Origin of the sequence: Serratia sp. NPDC078593 (assembly GCF_050268245.1) — a bacterium.
Taxonomy (GTDB): Bacteria; Pseudomonadota; Gammaproteobacteria; order Enterobacterales; family Enterobacteriaceae; genus JBNNGK01.
The window spans coordinates 85,991-103,745 of record NZ_JBNNGK010000010.1 but is presented as its reverse complement, the minus strand read 5'-3'; the positions used below and the strand labels follow the sequence as shown (position 1 = coordinate 103,745).

Annotated in this window: 14 protein-coding genes; 10 read left to right on the top strand and 4 right to left on the bottom strand. The window is 54.1% G+C overall.

Annotated features, from left to right (window positions below):
* Positions 1–232 precede the first annotated feature (232 nt).
* From feoA to ACQKDS_RS12860, 3 genes are all read left to right on the top strand, one after another.
* Positions 233–457, top strand: a complete 225-nt coding sequence (gene feoA, locus ACQKDS_RS12870) for a ferrous iron transporter A (protein ID WP_399670999.1) — start codon at positions 233–235, stop codon at positions 455–457.
* A gap of 77 nt (positions 458–534) precedes the next feature.
* Positions 535–2,850, top strand: coding sequence for a Fe(2+) transporter permease subunit FeoB (gene feoB / locus ACQKDS_RS12865; RefSeq protein WP_399670997.1), 2,316 nt, complete (start codon positions 535–537; stop codon positions 2,848–2,850).
* Positions 2,850–3,089, top strand: coding sequence for a FeoC-like transcriptional regulator (locus tag ACQKDS_RS12860; protein ID WP_399670994.1), 240 nt, complete (start codon positions 2,850–2,852; stop codon positions 3,087–3,089). Before feoB ends, ACQKDS_RS12860 begins: the two co-directional genes overlap by 1 nt.
* A gap of 40 nt (positions 3,090–3,129) precedes the next feature.
* Here the strand turns inward: ACQKDS_RS12860 and ACQKDS_RS12855 are convergent, their stop codons facing one another.
* A complete protein-coding gene (locus ACQKDS_RS12855; RefSeq protein ID WP_399670991.1) occupies positions 3,130–3,414 on the bottom strand; it encodes a YdgH/BhsA/McbA-like domain containing protein in 285 nt (94 codons plus the stop codon).
* A gap of 252 nt (positions 3,415–3,666) precedes the next feature.
* Positions 3,667–4,452, bottom strand: a complete 786-nt coding sequence (gene bioH, locus ACQKDS_RS12850; protein ID WP_399670988.1) for a pimeloyl-ACP methyl ester esterase BioH — start codon at positions 4,450–4,452, stop codon at positions 3,667–3,669.
* Positions 4,453–4,490: 38 nt separating this feature from the next.
* Here bioH and gntX point away from each other — a divergent pair, with 38 nt between their 5' ends.
* Positions 4,491–5,174 carry a DNA utilization protein GntX gene (gntX, locus tag ACQKDS_RS12845; RefSeq protein WP_399670985.1) on the top strand — a complete coding sequence of 228 codons (684 nt, stop codon included), beginning with the start codon at positions 4,491–4,493 and terminating at the stop codon, positions 5,172–5,174.
* Positions 5,175–5,232: 58 nt separating this feature from the next.
* Positions 5,233–5,808: a Fe-S biogenesis protein NfuA gene (nfuA, locus tag ACQKDS_RS12840; protein WP_399670982.1), complete on the top strand. Its 576-nt coding sequence runs from the start codon at positions 5,233–5,235 to the stop codon at positions 5,806–5,808.
* 45 nt (positions 5,809–5,853) lie between these two features.
* On the opposite strand, the gene malQ is transcribed toward nfuA, so the two are convergent.
* Together malQ and malP are read right to left on the bottom strand one after the other, a co-directional pair.
* Positions 5,854–7,941 (bottom strand): 4-alpha-glucanotransferase, encoded by a 2,088-nt coding sequence (gene malQ / locus ACQKDS_RS12835; protein WP_399670979.1) that lies wholly within the window; start codon positions 7,939–7,941, stop codon positions 5,854–5,856.
* A gap of 9 nt (positions 7,942–7,950) precedes the next feature.
* Positions 7,951–10,356, bottom strand: coding sequence for a maltodextrin phosphorylase (gene malP / locus ACQKDS_RS12830; RefSeq protein WP_399670976.1), 2,406 nt, complete (start codon positions 10,354–10,356; stop codon positions 7,951–7,953).
* Positions 10,357–10,840: 484 nt separating this feature from the next.
* Here malP and malT point away from each other — a divergent pair, with 484 nt between their 5' ends.
* The 5 genes from malT (at position 10,841) to glpD (ending at position 17,522) form a co-directional block, all read left to right on the top strand.
* Entirely contained in the window at positions 10,841–13,555 is a 2,715-nt protein-coding gene (malT, locus tag ACQKDS_RS12825) for an HTH-type transcriptional regulator MalT (protein ID WP_399670973.1), read from the top strand.
* Between the two features lie 129 nt (positions 13,556–13,684).
* Positions 13,685–14,011 (top strand): thiosulfate sulfurtransferase GlpE, encoded by a 327-nt coding sequence (gene glpE, locus ACQKDS_RS12820; RefSeq protein WP_399670970.1) that lies wholly within the window; start codon positions 13,685–13,687, stop codon positions 14,009–14,011.
* A 164-nt stretch (positions 14,012–14,175) separates the two neighbouring features.
* Positions 14,176–15,012 carry a rhomboid family intramembrane serine protease GlpG gene (gene glpG / locus ACQKDS_RS12815; protein ID WP_399670967.1) on the top strand — a complete coding sequence of 279 codons (837 nt, stop codon included), beginning with the start codon at positions 14,176–14,178 and terminating at the stop codon, positions 15,010–15,012.
* A gap of 31 nt (positions 15,013–15,043) precedes the next feature.
* Positions 15,044–15,802 carry a DeoR/GlpR family transcriptional regulator gene (locus ACQKDS_RS12810; protein WP_399670964.1) on the top strand — a complete coding sequence of 253 codons (759 nt, stop codon included), beginning with the start codon at positions 15,044–15,046 and terminating at the stop codon, positions 15,800–15,802.
* A 211-nt stretch (positions 15,803–16,013) separates the two neighbouring features.
* On the top strand, positions 16,014–17,522 hold the full coding sequence (gene glpD / locus ACQKDS_RS12805; protein ID WP_399670961.1) for a glycerol-3-phosphate dehydrogenase: 1,509 nt from the start codon (positions 16,014–16,016) through the stop codon (positions 17,520–17,522).
* Positions 17,523–17,755: the final 233 nt, after the last annotated feature.

Sequence of the window (17,755 nt, the reverse complement as noted above, 5' to 3'; positions counted from 1 at the left end):
CGGCGCCAAGTATTTACATCAACAATTGTTCACACAATGTCAAATAGTGGCCTGTACCCCTTTTTTTTGTATTGAATACGATAATCATTCTCACTATTATTATTTTACGTGTTCATCGCGTTATAGATTGATCAATTCGGCCTGCGGATACCGTCACAAACGTGCCTTTTTCCCGGTTACCGCCGTTCAGACAGTGACGCTCAATGCGTCCAGCGTAATTTAAGAAGGTAATATGCATCTTCTGCCTAAACAGTCTTATAAGATTACGGGTTTTTCCAACGAGATAAGCCCCGCCTACCGCCAGAAATTGCTGTCACTCGGTATGCTGCCGGGATCATCATTTGAAGTGATACGTATTGCGCCGCTGGGCGACCCGATCGAAATCAAGACCCACCGCGTCAGCCTGGTGCTACGCAAAAAAGATATCGCCCTGATTGTGCTGGAAGGCCAGCAGTAACCTCACGCCGCCCACAATAGGTCATTGCCGCGTCTTTAACGTGGTTTGTATGCAATTCATTGAACTCGCGTTGGATTATGAAAAAATTAACTATTGGCTTGATAGGTAATCCGAATTCAGGGAAAACAACACTGTTTAACCAGCTTACCGGTTCCCGGCAACGGGTCGGTAATTGGGCCGGCGTGACGGTTGAACGTAAAGAGGGGCATTTTACCACTCCGCAAACCCACATTACGCTGGTAGATCTGCCCGGTACCTATTCGTTAACCACCATCTCAGAACAAACCTCACTGGATGAGCAAATCGCCTGCCACGCAATCCTCAGCGGCGATGCTGATCTGCTGATCAACGTGGTCGATGCGTCAAATCTCGAGCGTAATCTCTATCTGACGCTGCAACTGCTGGAGCTGGGTATTCCATGCATCGTGGCCCTGAACATGCTGGATATCGCCCGCAGCCAGCACATTCACATTGATGTAGCCGCACTGGCAGAGAGGCTCGGTTGTCCGGTGGTGCCGATGGTTTCCACCAAGGCTGACGGCATCGGCCTGCTGAAGCAGGTGATTGATGATCACCACTATAATGATTTGAAAGCCTTAGTTGCCTATCCGCCGTTACTGCTAAAAGAAGTTGATACGTTGAGCGCCGCGATGCCCGAAAACTTACCAACCGAACAACGCCGCTGGCTGGCGCTACAAATGCTCGAAGGGGATATCTATAGTCACCAATTGGCAGGTAACGCCATCACGCTGCTGCCAGCGGCTAAAGCTGCATTGGAGCAGCAACAGCAGGAAGATCCCGCGCTAGTGATTGCTGACGCGCGTTATCAGTCAATCGCCGCGATCTGCAATGAAGTCAGTAATTCGCAGCAGGCACTGCCGAATCCGCTGACCGAAATACTGGATAAAGTTATCCTCAACCGCTGGTTAGGCGTTCCGATTTTCCTGCTGGTGATGTATGTCATGTTCGTGTTGGCGATTAACATCGGCGGCGCGTTACAGCCCATTTTTGACCTCGGCTCTGCGGCAATCTTCATCCAAGGCATTCAGTGGGTCGGCTATACTTTGCATTTCCCCGACTGGCTGACGGTATTTCTGGCGCAAGGCGTTGGCGGCGGGATCAATACAGTGCTGCCGCTGGTGCCACAAATCGGCATGATGTATCTGTTCCTATCGTTTCTTGAAGACTCCGGCTACATGGCGCGAGCCGCATTCGTCATGGATCGCCTGATGCAAGCGCTTGGCCTGCCCGGCAAATCTTTTGTACCGCTGATCGTCGGCTTCGGCTGTAACGTGCCATCGATTATGGGCACCCGTACTTTAGACGCCCAACGCGAACGGTTACTCACCATCATGATGGCACCCTTCATGTCATGCGGGGCGCGGCTGGCGATCTTTGCGGTCTTTGCGGCGGCGTTCTTCGGCCAAGACGGAGCAAGCGTGGTGTTTTCACTGTATATGCTCGGCATCGTGGTTGCCATCCTGACGGGTCTGGTACTGAAATACACCATTATGCGCGGTGAAGCATCACCGTTCGTGATGGAGCTACCGGTTTACCATGTGCCGCACTTAAAAAGTCTGCTGCTGCAAACATGGCAGCGCCTGAAAGGCTTCGTGCTGCGAGCCGGTAAAGTCATTATTATCGCCAGTATTTTTATTGGCGGATTGAACAGTTTTTCCTTTAGCGGCAAACCGGTGGATAATATCAATGATTCAGCACTGGCCTCGGTGAGTAAAGTACTGACGCCGCTGTTGCAGCCGATGGGCGTCCACAGCGACAACTGGCAGGCGACCGTTGGCCTGGTCACCGGCGCGATGGCGAAAGAAGTGGTGGTCGGTACGCTTAACACGCTGTATACCGCCGAACAGATCAACAACGAAACGTTCGATGCTGCGCATTTCAATCTGCTGGATGAACTCAGTGGTGCAGTACAGGAAACCTGGCAGGGGCTAAAAGACACCTTCAGCTTCAGCGTGCTGTCGAACCCCATCGAGGCCAGCAAAGGCGATGGCGAAATGGGTGCCAGTTCAATGGGCACCATGAGCAGTAAATTTGGCTCACCGATTTCCGCCTACAGCTATCTGATCTTTGTGCTGCTCTATGTGCCGTGCGTATCGGTGATGGGTGCTATCGCCCGTGAATCTAGCCGGGGATGGATGACCTTCTCGATTTTGTGGGGGCTGAACATCGCCTACTCACTGGCAACGCTGTTCTATCAGGCCGTCACCTTTAACCAACACCCGCAATACAGCCTGATGTGCATTCTGGCGGTGCTGTGCTTCAACCTGCTGGTCTTGTTCGGCCTGCGTAAAGCCCGCAGCCGCGTGACGGTTCGTTTGCGTAGCGCAACGCCAGCCAACTGCTGTCACGGTACACAAGGTGACTGTCACTGATGGCCAGTCTGTTGCAAGTTCGCGATGCGTTAGCCTTAAACGGTGATTTACAGGCGGAGCAACTCAGCCGCCTGCTCGCAACGCCGCTGCCGCTGATGCAGGCCATGTTGGAACGTTTACACGCAATGGGCAAAGTAGAACGGATTGAGCAGGATCACAGCGCCTGTTTGAGCGGCGGTTGTAAAAGTTGCCCGGACAGTCAGGGATGCAACACGTTGATTTATCGATTGAAACCGTGAAATAAACTGGGGCGCTGATTATCGCCCCATTTTTTCGACATTACATTTTGTCTTTATACACTTCGGCTATCGCACTGAATTTACCGTGTTCACGCCCGGCAATGATCACGTAATACTGCCCCCCTTTCTCATCAGCCAGTTTGGACAATTCCGCTTTGGCATCCATCGGCGAGGTGGTTTCTGCAGTGGTGCTCACCGAACCTATTTTTTCGTATTTTCCCGGATCTTTCGCCAAATCTTCTTTGGTCAATTCCGTCGCCGCCAAAGTGCCAAAAGAAACCGAACCTACGACTAACGCGGTAATGATCATCTTCAATGATTTCATGACTCAACCTCTCAATGGATAATGTCGTTGTTATGAAAGCCGTCAGAGTAAACGTACAGTAATTACCGGCTGCCATGGCGCCCTCACGCTTCGCTGCTTTCCTTGACGAAACGCATACCCAGAGATAAAACACCAACGTGAAAAAAGACCGTCATTTTCGTTTGCAGCCACTACATTTACTCATTAAGTATCGAACAGCTTTGTTTTTTATCCACCTATTCGCACGCTTTTTAGCGCTCTTTCGTGCGTAGTTTAGCTTTGGTCAGTTTTTGTCTGAGTAATAAATTGATTAATAATTTTCGCGAATTCATCTGGATGAGATATAAACGGCGCATGAGCTGCCTTAGCGATAATCACCGATTCACTCGCCGGTAACAACCTATCCACCAGCCCGGCGACCGCGCGCGGAACCAGACCGTCAAGATAACCATAAATACGCAACATCGGCACAGTCAACGCACTCAACGACTGGCGTAAATCGGCGGTGCGGAGTATCTCCAACCCCCCATTGAGCACCGCGACGCTTGGCATGGGTTGTTCGAGTACCACCGCTTTCAACGTTCTGGCATCCTGCCGCGCACTGGCCGTCCCCAACGTCTGCAACGACAGAAAACGCTCCACCGTACGTTGAAAATCCTGACTAAGCTGATGCTGGAAACCGCTCAACACAGCCGGGCGAATCCCCGGCCACGCTTCCTGCTCAGTAAAACAAGGTGATGATGCCACGCTAATCAGCCCATGAACCCGCTGCGGCTGCGTTAATGCAATTTGGCTGGCAACCAACCCACCGAGCGACCATCCCAGCCACCAAGCCTGTTCCGGCGCGTGTGCCAATACCATGTCGGCCATTTGCTCTAGCGTCAGCGCACCGTACCCTTGGCTGCGGCCATAGCCTGGTAGGTCAACCACGTGCACGCGGAAATGCGGTGTAAGTCCAGCCAGCGTGCAACCCCACACCTCGGCGTTTAATCCCCAGCCGTGCAACAGCACAAGATCGCGATCGCCTTCACCCATTGTTTGCCAGTAGAGCGCAGTCATCAGTTATTGTCCTTGTTTACTTATCACGGAGGATGACTATGCTAGCAATCCACAGCCGTTGTTGGCTATGCCGACAACCATTACGTGTTGCCCAACAGGGAATTTGCAGTTATTGCCTGCGCCAACTGCCGCGCCTCCCGCCTTGCTGCCCTTGTTGTGGTTTACCGAGCGGCGATAATCGCTGGGCCTGCGGTCGTTGTGTGCAAAAACCCCCGCCGTGGCAAGCGCTGATCTTCGCCGGCGATTACATCAGCCCATACCGCCAATTAATTACCCGCTTCAAATATCAACAGGTGCCCGAGCTCGCACCGGCGCTGGCCAGATTATTACTGCTACGCTGGTTACAGGCGCATCGGGAGCAACATCTGAACAAACCAGACGTGATTTTAGCGGTACCCTTACAGAATCAACGTTGCTGGCGCCGTGGCTATAATCAAAGTGACCTGCTGGCGCGACCGCTGGCGCATTGGCTGCGCTGTGACTACCGGCCTGCGGCGCTGCGTCGGGTGCGGGCTACGGCCCCGCAACGGCAACTGACCGCACGTCAACGTCGGCGCAATCTGCGGGCGGCATTTCGCTGCGATGAGAATGTCGCCGGTAAGCATATCGCCTTGCTGGACGATGTGGTCACCACCGGCAGCACAGTGAGAGAAATCGCCACGCTGTTACAAGCGCAAGGCATTGCCTCACTCCAGATATGGTGCATTTGCCGCACATTGTAGTGCTAAAGCAATGGGCGTATTATAACCTACTATAGAAGTCAACTACTGAGCTAATGCTATGATTCGTATAACAGATACTGCACAGGAACATTTTGCCAAACTGCTGGCAAACCAAGAGGAAGGCACCCAAATCCGCGTATTCGTGATCAATCCGGGTACACCGACTGCCGAATGCGGTGTCTCTTATTGCCCGCCAGACGCCGTCGAAGCAACAGACACCGAACTGAAGTTCGATAAACTGTCAGCCTACGTTGATGAGCTGAGCGCACCGTATCTGGAAGAGGCCGAAATCGACTTCGTCACCGACCAGATGGGTTCCCAACTGACGCTGAAGGCACCCAATGCCAAAATGCGCAAAGTCGATGAAAACGCCCCACTGATGGAGCGCGTGGAATATGTGCTGCAATCCCAGATCAACCCACAGCTGGCTAGCCACGGCGGCCGCGTCACGTTGATGGAGATCACCGCAGATGGCCTGGCTATTTTGCAGTTTGGCGGCGGCTGTAACGGTTGTTCCATGGTTGATGTCACGCTGAAAGAAGGCATCGAAAAAGAACTGCTGCAGAAATTCCCAGAGCTGAAAGGCGTACGCGATCTGACTGAACACCAACGCGGCGAGCATTCCTACTATTGATGCTCTAACAGGCACCCTCTGCCAGGCCAGAGGGTGCTTGATGACTCAGCCTACCGATACTTTCCTACGTCGCTTATCCAAATCTTTCAATAAACAATTAACCTGCCGATCGGCAAACATCACCTCCAGCGAATGACTCAATTTACGCCGCCAGTTCGGATATTCCGTGTTCGTCCCGGGCACGTTCACCGGCTCAGCCATGTCTATCCAATCTTCCGGCTGTAAGCCCAGCAGCGCACTGGCACTGTCTGCCACGTAACGCTGTAAGCCGCGATTAAGCATCGGCCCCATGTTAAGCAACGCCGCTTTTTTGCCCACCTTTTGCGGAACGCAATCGTAGTGATGCAAACCGTCCAGCAATCCCTGTTTAGCGCGTTCTCGCTCCGCGTACAGTTCCGCCAGAATGTCAGCGTCAGGGTACAACCCCAGCGACGCCCCCAAACGTAAGTCGCCACTCTGCCAATAGCCGCGCAGCGTTGGCAAATCATGGGTGGTAACGGTCGCCATCGCCTGCACCGGATAGGTCTGAGGCGCGCGGAAGTGGTTTTCGCCATCGTGCTCGAAATACAACACGTTGTAAGAATACACACCGCTGTCGCGCAGCTTACCGACGATCTCTATCGGCACAGTACCCAAATCTTCACCAATCACCATGCAGTGATGCCGCTGGCTTTCCAGCGCTAACACCGCCAGCAAATCATCCACCGGGTACATCACATAGGCACCCTGATCGGCCGTTTCCCCCTGTGGTATCCACCACAGACGCAGCAACGCCATCACGTGGTCAATACGCAACGCGCCGCAGTGGGTCATGTTGGCACGCAGCAAGTCGATGAAGGGTTGATAACCCCTCGCCGTCATCACATGGGGGTCTATCGGTGGTAATCCCCAGTTTTGCCCCAGCGGCCCCAAAATATCCGGTGGCGCGCCGACCGAGGCTTGCAGGCAATACAGATCGCGCACACACCAGGTTTCCGCCCCGCCTTCGGCGACACCCACCGCCAGATCGCGGTATAAACCAATCGGCATCTGCTGTTGCTGGCTTTGTGCAAAGCAGTCGGCAAGCTGGCTGGCTGCCAACCATTGCAGCCACAGATAAAAACGCACGTCATCCTGATGCTGTTGGCAGAACGCTGCCACGGCATCACTCTGCGCCTGCTGATACGCCTCCGGCCACGATTGCCAGCCCAGCAAACGGTTATCTTGCTCACAGAGATGTGCATGCAGCGCATCAAACGTCGCCTGCTGGTTCAGGCTGTCGCCCCCGTGGTTAACGAAGGATTCAAACGCCTGCTTTTGCGCATCGTTTACCTTACGTGTCTGAAATTGGGCAAAAGCCAACTTCAGCGCCGTCAGTTTCAAGCGGGTGACGGTGGCGTAATCCACCCAATCGCTGTGACGCGCGCTCGCCAGTTGCTGTTGGATCGCCGGTTTAAGCCACCATTGCTGTGCCGCGTGGCTGCGCTGGAAATCCTCAACGGCATTCACATCGATGTAGATGATGTTTAACCAGCGGCGCGATGACGGGCTATACGGGCTAGCACTGTCCGGGGTTGCCGGATACAGCGCATGAATCGGGTTAAGGCCGACAAATGCCCCACCGCGTTCGCCCACTTCGGCCACCATCTGCCGCAAATCACCAAAATCACCGATGCCCCAGTTTCGATCTGAGCGCAGTGTGTAAAGTTGGACACATGTGCCCCACAGCTTCTGACCGGTCAATAACACATCGGGTTCATAACAACGTTGTGGCGCGACAATCAGCCGACAAGGCCAGGTTTGTTCATCTTGGCGCAGGGTCAGTTGGTGATAACCCAGCGGCAAGGCTCCGCCCGGTAGCGTAAAGGTTTTTCGCCCGCTGGCGCGCCCTTGCAACTGGCTGCCATCTTCGCGTACCAATTCCCAGTGATAATCGCCGCTGCCACCCAGCGGCAACACAATGGGGTTGCCGTGACAAAACACTTTCACCGTGGGCAGCGGTGCCTCCGCCCCTGGCGTCAGCGGGCGGTTCATGGCATCCAGCAATTTACGCTTGGTATCCTGCCCGATAGCCTGCTGTTTGCCGTGAGCGTTGATGTAATCGGCGGCAATCCCCGCCTGTGCCGCAGCCTGATCGATACATTTACGCACCATTCAGTCTCCTTAACGCTTGGCTTGCCAGATACGCTGCTGGTAATCACGGATCGAGCGATCCGAGCTGAACATGCCAACGCGTGCGGTATTGAGAATGGTGCGACGCGTCCATTCATCACGGTCACGGTAAAGTGCATCAACCTGTCGCTGCGCCTGGCAATAAGAGGCAAAATCAGCCAGCACCAAATACGGATCGCCGCCGACCTGCAAACTGTGCAGCATCATGTCAAACGCCTGTTTGTCACCGTGGCTGAACAGACCGCTCGCCAGCTCATCGAGGATGGTCTTCAGATGCGGGTCTTTGTGGCTATAACTGAGCGGATCATAGCCTTGCGCCAGCAGCGCCTTCACTTGTTCGACGGTATTGCCAAAGATAAAGATGTTGTCTTCACCAACCTGCTCGGCAATTTCCACGTTAGCGCCATCCAACGTACCCACGGTCAGCGCGCCGTTCAGCGCCAGCTTCATGTTGCCGGTGCCGGAAGCCTCTTTGCCGGCAGTAGAAATCTGTTCGGAGATATCCGCCGCTGGAATCATAAGCTCCGCGACCGAGACACGATAGTCAGGAATAAACACCACTTTCAGCCGATCGTTTACCAGCGGATCGTTATTGATCTTCTCCGCAGCTTGGTTGATCGCATAAATAATATTTTTCGCCAGATAGTAGCCCGGAGCCGCCTTGGCACCGAACAGGAACACCCGCGGCACGATGTCCAAATTCGGGTTATCCCGCAATTGGCGATACAGCGACAGAATGTGTAACAGATTAAGATGCTGGCGTTTGTATTCATGCAGACGCTTAATTTGCACATCAAAAATCGCGTCCGGGTTAAGCGTTAAACCCATTACGTCATGCACGTAGTTCGCCAATACCACTTTATTGTCGCGCTTAATTTGCTGGTATTTCTGCCGGAATGCCGCATCGTCAGCGTATTTTTCCAGGCCTTTCAACGCGTCCAGATCATTCGCCCACTCCACCTTCAAGGTGTCGTCAATCAGACTCGACAACGCCGGGTTGCACTGTTTCAACCAACGGCGCGGGGTGATGCCATTGGTCACGTTATGGAATTTATGCGGCCACAGTTGATAGTATTCAGGGAAGAGATCCTTCACCACTAAATCAGAATGCAGTTGCGCCACACCGTTCACCGCAAAACCGCTGACCACGCACAGGTTAGCCATCCGCACCTGCTCATCATGATGCACCGCCAGCTTGGCCCACACCGCTTTATCGCCCGGCCACTGCTTATCCACCAATTTTTTGAATTGGGCATTGATCTGCTTAATGATTGAGAAGTGGCGTGGCAGCAGGCTGCTCACCAGCTGTTCATCCCAACATTCGAGGGCTTCCGGCATCAAGGTATGGTTGGTATAGGCAAAGGTGTTGCTGGTAATGGCCCAAGCGGCATCCCATTCCATCTGGTGCTCATCCAGCAAAATGCGCAGCATTTCTGGGATGGCGATAGTCGGGTGAGTGTCATTCAGCTGGATGACTTCATACTGAGGTAAGTCTTCGATTTTACGCCCGGCCTGATGGTGCTTACGCAAAATATCCGCCACCGAACAGGCACATTGGAAATATTGCTGCATCAGACGCAGACGTTTACCGGCCTGATGATTATCGTTCGGATACAACACCTTGGTCAGTTTCGCCGCCTCAACGCCCTGCTCTTCCGCCTGCAAGAATTTACCGTCGTTAAAATCCTCAAGATTAAACGGATGTTGATGCGTGGCTTGCCACAGGCGCAACGGTTGCGTAACACCATTACGGTAGCCCAGCACCGGCAGATCCCAAGCTTCGCCGCGCAAGGTCATTTCTGGCAGCCACACTTCACGGCCATCAGCCTGCGTCTCTAGTGTGCCGCCGATCCCTACGTCCACCGCCAACGCGGCATTGTGTTGGAACCACGGATAATGCTCGCGCAGCCAGTTGTCCGGCGCCTCTTGTTGTTGACCGTCCTTGAAAGATTGACGGAACAGGCCATATTGATAGTTCAACCCATAACCGGTGGCCGGTTGTTCTACCGTCGCCATCGAATCGAGGAAGCAGGCGGCCAAACGCCCCAACCCGCCATTGCCTAACGCCGGATCGATTTCCTGCTCCAGCAGATCGGCCAATTGCACGCCCTGCTCCGCCAGCGCGCCTTCCAGCGTGTCATACCACCCTAAATTAATCAGGTTGTTTGCCGTCAGGCGGCCAATCAGGAACTCCATCGAGATATAGTTCACATGGCGCAACGCAGTCATCTGCTTCGCCGGTGCTGGCTGCGCCGCCAACTGCTCCGCCAGCGCGCGGCTGACCGCTTGCCACCACTGCTGCTGGGTCATCTGTTGGGCGGAACGTAAGCCGAATTGCTGCCACTGACGGGTCAATGCCGCCAGGAAAACGTCCTTTTTAAGCGTAGGCTGTGACATAGGGATTCTCTGCTCTATAAGTGTGCCAATTTTTCGCTATCCTGACCTGCGAAATGCCACTGAGCATCATCCCGCCTGAGGATTAGCTGGGGAGGAGGATTGGGGCGTAGTCGGAAGTGTGATCTCAGGCATTTTTTATCCCCCTCGCCACGGCTTTAGCACACCGTAATAACCGGATAAATAGCGCCGTAAGCGGCACTTTACGAGGCATAGACACACGTTTTACCACGCGCCAGCCCCGTTGCTCACCATGCCCAAACGGGGCAAACGCGTCCAAGCGTAAAAAAGTGTGATCAACTGCAACTTACCGCCAAACGAAAACGGAAGCTTGTTGCATTACGGTTAGCGTTGTCAGAAGTTAAACAAGGCGATTAATTACGAGCACTAAAATAATTAATGCTATCCCCGTTCCTGGCAGGTAAAAAATCTGTTCGCCTGCGGGCTGGTTTTGGCGGCGGGAACCGCGCTTTAACTCTGGAATACTATGCTGATCCCATCAAAACTGAGCCGCCCGGTACGGCTGCACAATACCGTGGTACGCGACCGTCTGCTGGCTAAGCTCAGTGGCGCGGCCAACTATCGCCTGACATTGGTTAATTGCCCGGCGGGATACGGAAAAACCACGCTGGTTGCCCAATGGGCAGCCGGTAAATCAGTGCTCGGCTGGTATTCTCTTGATGAAAGTGACAACCAGCCAGAACGCTTTGCCAGCTATCTGATCGCCGCACTGCAACAGGCAACCGGCGGACACTGCGTCAAAAGCGAAGCGCTAAGCCAAAAACATCAATACGCCAGCCTGTCTGCGTTATTCGGCCAACTGTTTATCGAATTGGCCGAATGGCACCAACCGCTGTACTTGGTCATTGACGATTATCACCTGATTACCAACGACGTGATTCATGAAGCCATGCGCTTCTTCCTGCGTCATCAACCCGAAAACCTGACGCTGATTCTGATGTCACGCACGCTGCCGCCGCTAGGCATCGCAAATCTACGGGTACGCGATCAACTGCTGGAATTGGGCACTCAGCAACTGGCCTTTACTCATCTGGAAGCTAAGCAGTTCTTTGACTGTCGCTTGGCCGCACCGCTGGCTCAACAAGACAGCCGCCGTTTGTGCGATGAGGTTGAAGGCTGGGCCACCGCTTTACAGCTCATTGCCCTTTCCGCTCGTCAGTCGAGTGTTTCTGCACAGTTATCCGCCAAACGGCTGGCCGGGCTAAATGCCAGCCACCTATCCGATTATCTGGTCGATGAGGTGCTCGATCGTGTTGACGCAGATGCACGCGCCTTCCTGTTACGCTGCTCGGTATTGCGCTCAATGAACGATGCGCTAATTGTGCGCCTGACCGGCGAAGATAACGGCCAGCAGCGGCTTGAGGAGTTGGAGCGTCAGGGCTTATTTATCCATCGCATGGACGATACCGGCGAATGGTTCTGCTTCCACCCGCTATTTGCCAGCTTTTTACGGCAACGCTGCCAGTGGGAGCTGGCGCTGGAGTTACCCGGGCTACACCGCGCCGCTGCCGAAGGCTGGTTGGCGCTAGGCTATCCGGCTGAAGCCATTCACCATGCGCTGGCGGCCAGCGATGTCAGTATGCTACGGGACATTTTGCTCCAACACGCCTGGGCGCTGTTTCACCATAGCGAACTGGCGCTATTGGAAGAGTGCCTGAACGCCCTGCCTTACGAACGGTTGGTGCAAAACCCGAAACTGGCGTTGCTGCAAGCCTGGCTGGCACAAAGCCAGCATCGTTACATAGAAGTGAATACCCAGCTTGAACGGGCGGAACAGGCGATGCGTGAGCAACAGATCACCATCGACCCAACACTGCATGCCGAATTCGACGCGCTGCGCGCTCAGGTGGCAATCAATGCCGGCAAACCAGAAGAGGCTGAGCGGTTGGCGGCCGAAGCGTTGAAGTTCCTGCCGCTATCGAGTTATTACAGCCGCATTGTCGCCACCTCAGTCACCGGTGAGGTTCATCACTGTAAGGGTGAACTGGCGCGTGCGCTACCGATGATACAGCAAACCGAACAGATGGCGCGTCGCCATCAGGCTTACCATTACGCGCTATGGGCGCTGTTACAGCAGAGCGAAATCCTGATCGCGCAAGGCTATTTGCAGGCGGCCTTTGAGACACAAGATAAAGCCTTCGAACTGGTGCGTGAACAACATTTGGAACAGTTGCCGATGCACGAGTTCCTGTTACGCATCCGGGCACAGATTTTGTGGTCATGGTCGCGGCTGGATGAAGCCGAAGAGGCCGCACGCCAAGGCCTGACCATCTTGGCAAACTATCAGCCACAACAGCAGTTGCAATGCATCGCCATGTTGGCGAAATGCTCGCTGGCGCGGGGCGATCTGGATAATGCGCACGCCCATCTTCAGCGCTGTGAAACGCTGTTACAGGGGACGCAATATCATCGCGACTGGCTGACCAACGCCGATAAGCCGCGCGTGATCCTGTGGCAAATGACCGGCGACACCGCTGCTGCGGCCAATTGGCTGCGTCACGCGGAAAAACCCGGCATGGCGGATAACCACTTTTTACAAGGCCAATGGCGCAACATCGCCCGCGTACACATTATGCTGGGCCAATATGAAGAAGCCGAAGTGGTGCTGGACGAACTCAATGACAACGCTCGTCGCCTGCGCTTGGTGAGCGATCTGAACCGCAACCTCCTGCTCAGCAACCAACTCTACTGGCAGATGGAGCGTAAAAGTGATGCACAACGCGTCTTGATGGAGGCGTTATCGCTGGCCAATCGCACCGGTTTTATCAGCCACTTCGTGATTGAAGGCGAGGCGATGGCACAACAGTTGCGCCAGTTGATTCAACTGAATACGCTGCCGGAACTGGAACAGCACCGCGCGCAACGTATTCTGCGCGATATTAACCAACATCATCGGCACAAATTCGCCCATTTTGACGAGAACTTCGTCGATAAGTTGCTCACGCACCCGCAAGTCCCGGAACTGATCCGCACCAGCCCACTCACCCAACGGGAATGGCAAGTCCTGGGGCTGATTTATTCTGGTTACAGCAACGATCAGATAGCCAGTGAATTAGCGGTCGCAGCCACCACGATCAAAACGCATATCCGCAATTTGTACCAAAAACTGGGGGTTGCCCATCGTCAGGAGGCCGTGCAGCAAGCACAGCAATTGCTCAAAATGATGGGTTACGGCGCATAACAGGGAACAAAGGCTCCGAATACCCATTGTCGATAGGCCAGTAGCAGAAACCCCAGTCTTGCTCTGGTCTTAATTGCCGCAGAATTGGTTACAATAAACGCCTCTCCCCATGACAAGGCAATAAGCAGTATGGAACAGTTTGAAGCGATCAATGTTGAGCAGGCATACACACGTTGGAAAGACGGCAGCGCCGCGCTGGTTGACATCCGCGACCCACAGAGTTTTGCCGCTGCTCATACGCCAGGCGCATATCACCTCACCAACGACACCCTACAGGCCTTCATGCAACAAAATGATTTTGAACGGCCGGTGATGGTGATGTGTTATCACGGCAACAGCAGCCGTGGCGCAGCGCAGTACCTGTTGAATCAGGGTTTTGATGCCGTCTACAGCATCGATGGCGGTTTCGACGCTTGGGCGCGCCACTACCCACAGGACGTCGCCACCTCCGCCTAACCGCCCGGGCGCAGCCGCGCCCGTCGTTTTTATCGCCCATTCACTCATTTTTCATCGATCGCTTGCCTTGGTTCAAGATTTCGACGGTATAATCAGCCGTCGAATGTCATCGGTCGCGTAAACCGTGGCAGAAATCATCTACTTATGACGGAATATCCCAATTTATGGTTCGAGTGATCGCCGTATCCAATCCCCGTCTGGCGCAGGCTTTTGTCGATTACATGGCGACGCAGGGCATTACGCTTGAGGTACAACACACCCAAGACGCAGCGGAAATCTGGCTGGCCGACGACAGTCATCTGGAGCAGGTTCAGCATGAGTTACAGCAGTTCATGCTCGATCCGCTTAACCGCCGCTATCAGGCGGCCAGTTGGCAAACCGGTCACACCGGAACCGAGATGCCTTATGAACAGGTTTCCTATCTGCACATCATCCGCAGCAAGGCCGGCCCATTAACGTTATCGGTCATGGCGCTGTGCATTCTGATCTACATTCTGATGCAGGTGCTGGGCGACAACACCGTGATGTACTGGCTTTCCTGGCCGCAAAATAGCGATCAATACGCCCAACTGTGGCGTTGGATCAGCCATGCCTTCCTGCATTTTTCACTGCTGCACATTACGTTTAACCTGCTGTGGTGGTGGTATTTGGGTGGCCCGATGGAAAAACGCCTCGGCGCCGGTAAACTGTTCGTGCTGGCGGTGGTTTCCGCCTTTTTCAGCGGCTGGGCACAATCACTGTTCAGCGGCGCATTCTTCGGTGGCTTGTCCGGCGTGGTATACGCCTTGATGGGCTACTGTTGGTTAAGCGGCGAACGGGCACCGGAACGCGGCCTGATGCTGCCGCGCGGCCTGATGGCCTTTTCCGTCCTGTGGTTGGTGGCTGGCTACTTCGATGTGTTAGGAATGTCGATCGCCAACGCGGCACACGTAGCCGGTTTAGTGTTAGGGTTGTTGATGGCATTTTGGGATACGCGGCACCGCACAAATAACCAACCGTAACAGCCAGGTAGACATCATATAGGGGATTATCGTGAAGCAAACACAGCGTCATGACGCAATTATCGAACTGGTGCGACTACAGGGATATGTCAGCACGGAAGAACTGGTCGAACATTTTGACGTCAGCCCGCAAACGATTCGCCGCGATCTGAATGACCTGGCCGATCAGAATAAAATTCAGCGCCATCACGGCGGCGCGGCGCTGCCTTCCAGCTCAGTCAACGCCGCCTATCACGATCGTAAGGTGATGTGGTCAGAAGAGAAGGCGCGTATTGCTCAACGCGTCGCCAGCCAGATCCCAGACGGCGCAACGCTGTTTATTGATATCGGCACCACGCCTGAAGCGGTCGCCCACGCGCTGATGAACCATAAAAATCTGCGTGTGGTGACCAATAACCTCAACGTGGCGACCTTGCTGACCGCCAAAGAGGATTTTCGCGTGATTTTAGCCGGTGGTGAAGTTCGCACCCGCGATGGCGGCATCATGGGCGAAGCGACGCTGGATTTCATTTCTCAATTCCGCCTGGATTACGGCATTCTCGGCATCAGCGGCATTGATATGGATGGTTCGCTGCTCGAATTCGACTATCACGAAGTGCGTACCAAACGCGCAATTATCGAAAACTCACGCTGCGTGATGTTGGTGACGGACCACTCTAAATTTGGCCGTAATGCGATGGTGAACCTGGGCAAGATGAATTTGATTGATTACCTGTTCACCGACCAACTGCCGCCGCCAAGCGTGATGAAAATCATCGAACAATACGACGTCCAACTCGAGCTGTGCTGATTCCCCAACCCTAACTCAGCCCCTCTCCGCTCAGGAGAGGGCATCAACAATACCCTTTCTATTTGTATAACTACTATCAATAAACTGTTATCTCTATCACGCCAGAATGTTTTTGTTTGGTTAAGCCTTGGCTTGTTTGTTGGTTTTTGATTACAATCATGAGCGAAAACGAACATGAAAGAGCTATTTCGAACATCTGGAGGAAGATGACGTGGAAACCAAAGACTTGATCGTTATCGGTGGCGGCATCAACGGTGCCGGCATCGCGGCAGATGCTGCCGGGCGCGGGTTGTCCGTACTGCTACTGGAAGCGCAAGACTTGGCCTGTGCTACGTCTTCCGCCAGTTCCAAACTGATCCACGGTGGCTTGCGCTACCTGGAGCACTATGAATTCCGCTTGGTGAGCGAAGCGCTGGCCGAACGCGAAGTATTGCTAAAACTGGCACCGCATATTGCTTTCCCTATGCGTTTCCGTCTGCCACATCAGCCGCATCTGCGCCCGGCCTGGATGATTCGTACTGGCCTGTTCCTGTACGATCACTTGGGTAAACGCACCAGCCTGCCGGGCAGTAAAGGTTTGCGCTTTGGACCAGAATCAGTGCTGAAGCCGGAGCTAAAGCGCGGTTTCGAATATTCTGACTGCTGGGTCGACGATGCGCGTCTGGTGGTATTGAACGCGCAGGAAGTGGTAAAACGCGGCGGTGAAGTGCGTACCCGCACCAAAGTAACCCGTGCATGGCGTGAAAATGGCCTGTGGATGGTGGAAGCGACCGATGTCGACAGCGGTAAAACCTTCACCTGGCGCGCCAAAGGGTTGGTGAACGCCACCGGCCCGTGGGTGAAAAACTTCTTCGACGATGGCCTGAAGCTGAAATCACCGTATGGTATCCGCCTGATCAAAGGCAGCCATATTGTGGTGCCAAAAGCGCATAATCAGCCGCAATCGTACATTTTACAAAATGAAGACCACCGTATCGTGTTTGTCATTCCTTGGCTGGATGACTTCTCGATCATTGGCACCACCGATGTGGAATATCACGGCGATCCGAAAGACGTGAAGATTGACGATAATGAAATCGACTATCTGCTGAAAGTGTATAACGACCACTTCAAGAAGCAGTTAGGCCGCGATGACATCGTTTGGACATACTCCGGCGTGCGTCCGCTGTGTGACGATGAGTCAGATTCGCCGCAGGCGGTCACGCGTGATTACACCTTGGATGTGCATGACGAACAAGGCCAGGCACCGCTGCTGTCGGTATTCGGCGGTAAGTTGACGACCTATCGTAAACTGGCCGAACATGCGATGGAGAAACTGGCGTATTACTATCCGGGGGTAGGCCCAGCCTGGACCAAAAACGGTTCATTGCCGGGGGGTGACATCGGTGGCGATCGCGACAGCTACGCCGCTAAACTGCGCCGCGAACGTAACTGGTTGCCAGAATCACTGGCGCGCCGCTACGCACGCACCTACGGCAGCCACAGCGAACTGATTCTGGGTGATGCAAACAGCCTAGCAGAGTTGGGTGAAGATTTCGGCCACGGTTTGTATGAAGCCGAACTGCGCTATCTGGTCGAAAAAGAGTGGGTCGTCGAGCTGGCCGATGCTATCTGGCGACGTACCAAACTCGGCATGTGGCTGGACGATGCACAGCAAGCACGCGTAACCGCCTGGCTGGAGAAGCATGCGAAACCGAAAACGCTGTCGATAGCATCATAACGTTTTCATTTCCGCATCCTTTCAGGGCCGGATATACCGGCCCTTTTCAGATCATCACAACGTTATTGATTGCCTCGGGAAAACGCGCTGCCCCGGCTTAATTATTCCGTGAACGTTCAGTCGCAACCTCAAGACCAGCACATCGGTTTTTTCAGTCTTACAATGTCACCGGCTTGATGCGCCCTGACCGTACCTGCTTGAATTTCGTTCCATTGATTCATCCGATATGCCAA

Excerpts from the sequence above, each read along its gene's own strand:
- feoA (WP_399670999.1), top strand. The coding sequence starts at position 233 with ATGCATCTTCTGCCTAAACAGTCTTATAAGATTACGGGTTTTTCCAAC.
- feoB (WP_399670997.1), top strand. The coding sequence starts at position 535 with ATGAAAAAATTAACTATTGGCTTGATAGGTAATCCGAATTCAGGGAAA.
- ACQKDS_RS12860 (WP_399670994.1), top strand. The coding sequence starts at position 2,850 with ATGGCCAGTCTGTTGCAAGTTCGCGATGCGTTAGCCTTAAACGGTGAT.
- ACQKDS_RS12855 (WP_399670991.1), bottom strand. The coding sequence starts at position 3,414 with ATGAAATCATTGAAGATGATCATTACCGCGTTAGTCGTAGGTTCGGTT.
- bioH (WP_399670988.1), bottom strand. The coding sequence starts at position 4,452 with ATGACTGCGCTCTACTGGCAAACAATGGGTGAAGGCGATCGCGATCTT.
- gntX (WP_399670985.1), top strand. The coding sequence starts at position 4,491 with ATGCTAGCAATCCACAGCCGTTGTTGGCTATGCCGACAACCATTACGT.
- nfuA (WP_399670982.1), top strand. The coding sequence starts at position 5,233 with ATGATTCGTATAACAGATACTGCACAGGAACATTTTGCCAAACTGCTG.
- malQ (WP_399670979.1), bottom strand. The coding sequence starts at position 7,941 with ATGGTGCGTAAATGTATCGATCAGGCTGCGGCACAGGCGGGGATTGCC.
- malP (WP_399670976.1), bottom strand. The coding sequence starts at position 10,356 with ATGTCACAGCCTACGCTTAAAAAGGACGTTTTCCTGGCGGCATTGACC.
- malT (WP_399670973.1), top strand. The coding sequence starts at position 10,841 with ATGCTGATCCCATCAAAACTGAGCCGCCCGGTACGGCTGCACAATACC.
- glpE (WP_399670970.1), top strand. The coding sequence starts at position 13,685 with ATGGAACAGTTTGAAGCGATCAATGTTGAGCAGGCATACACACGTTGG.
- glpG (WP_399670967.1), top strand. The coding sequence starts at position 14,176 with ATGGTTCGAGTGATCGCCGTATCCAATCCCCGTCTGGCGCAGGCTTTT.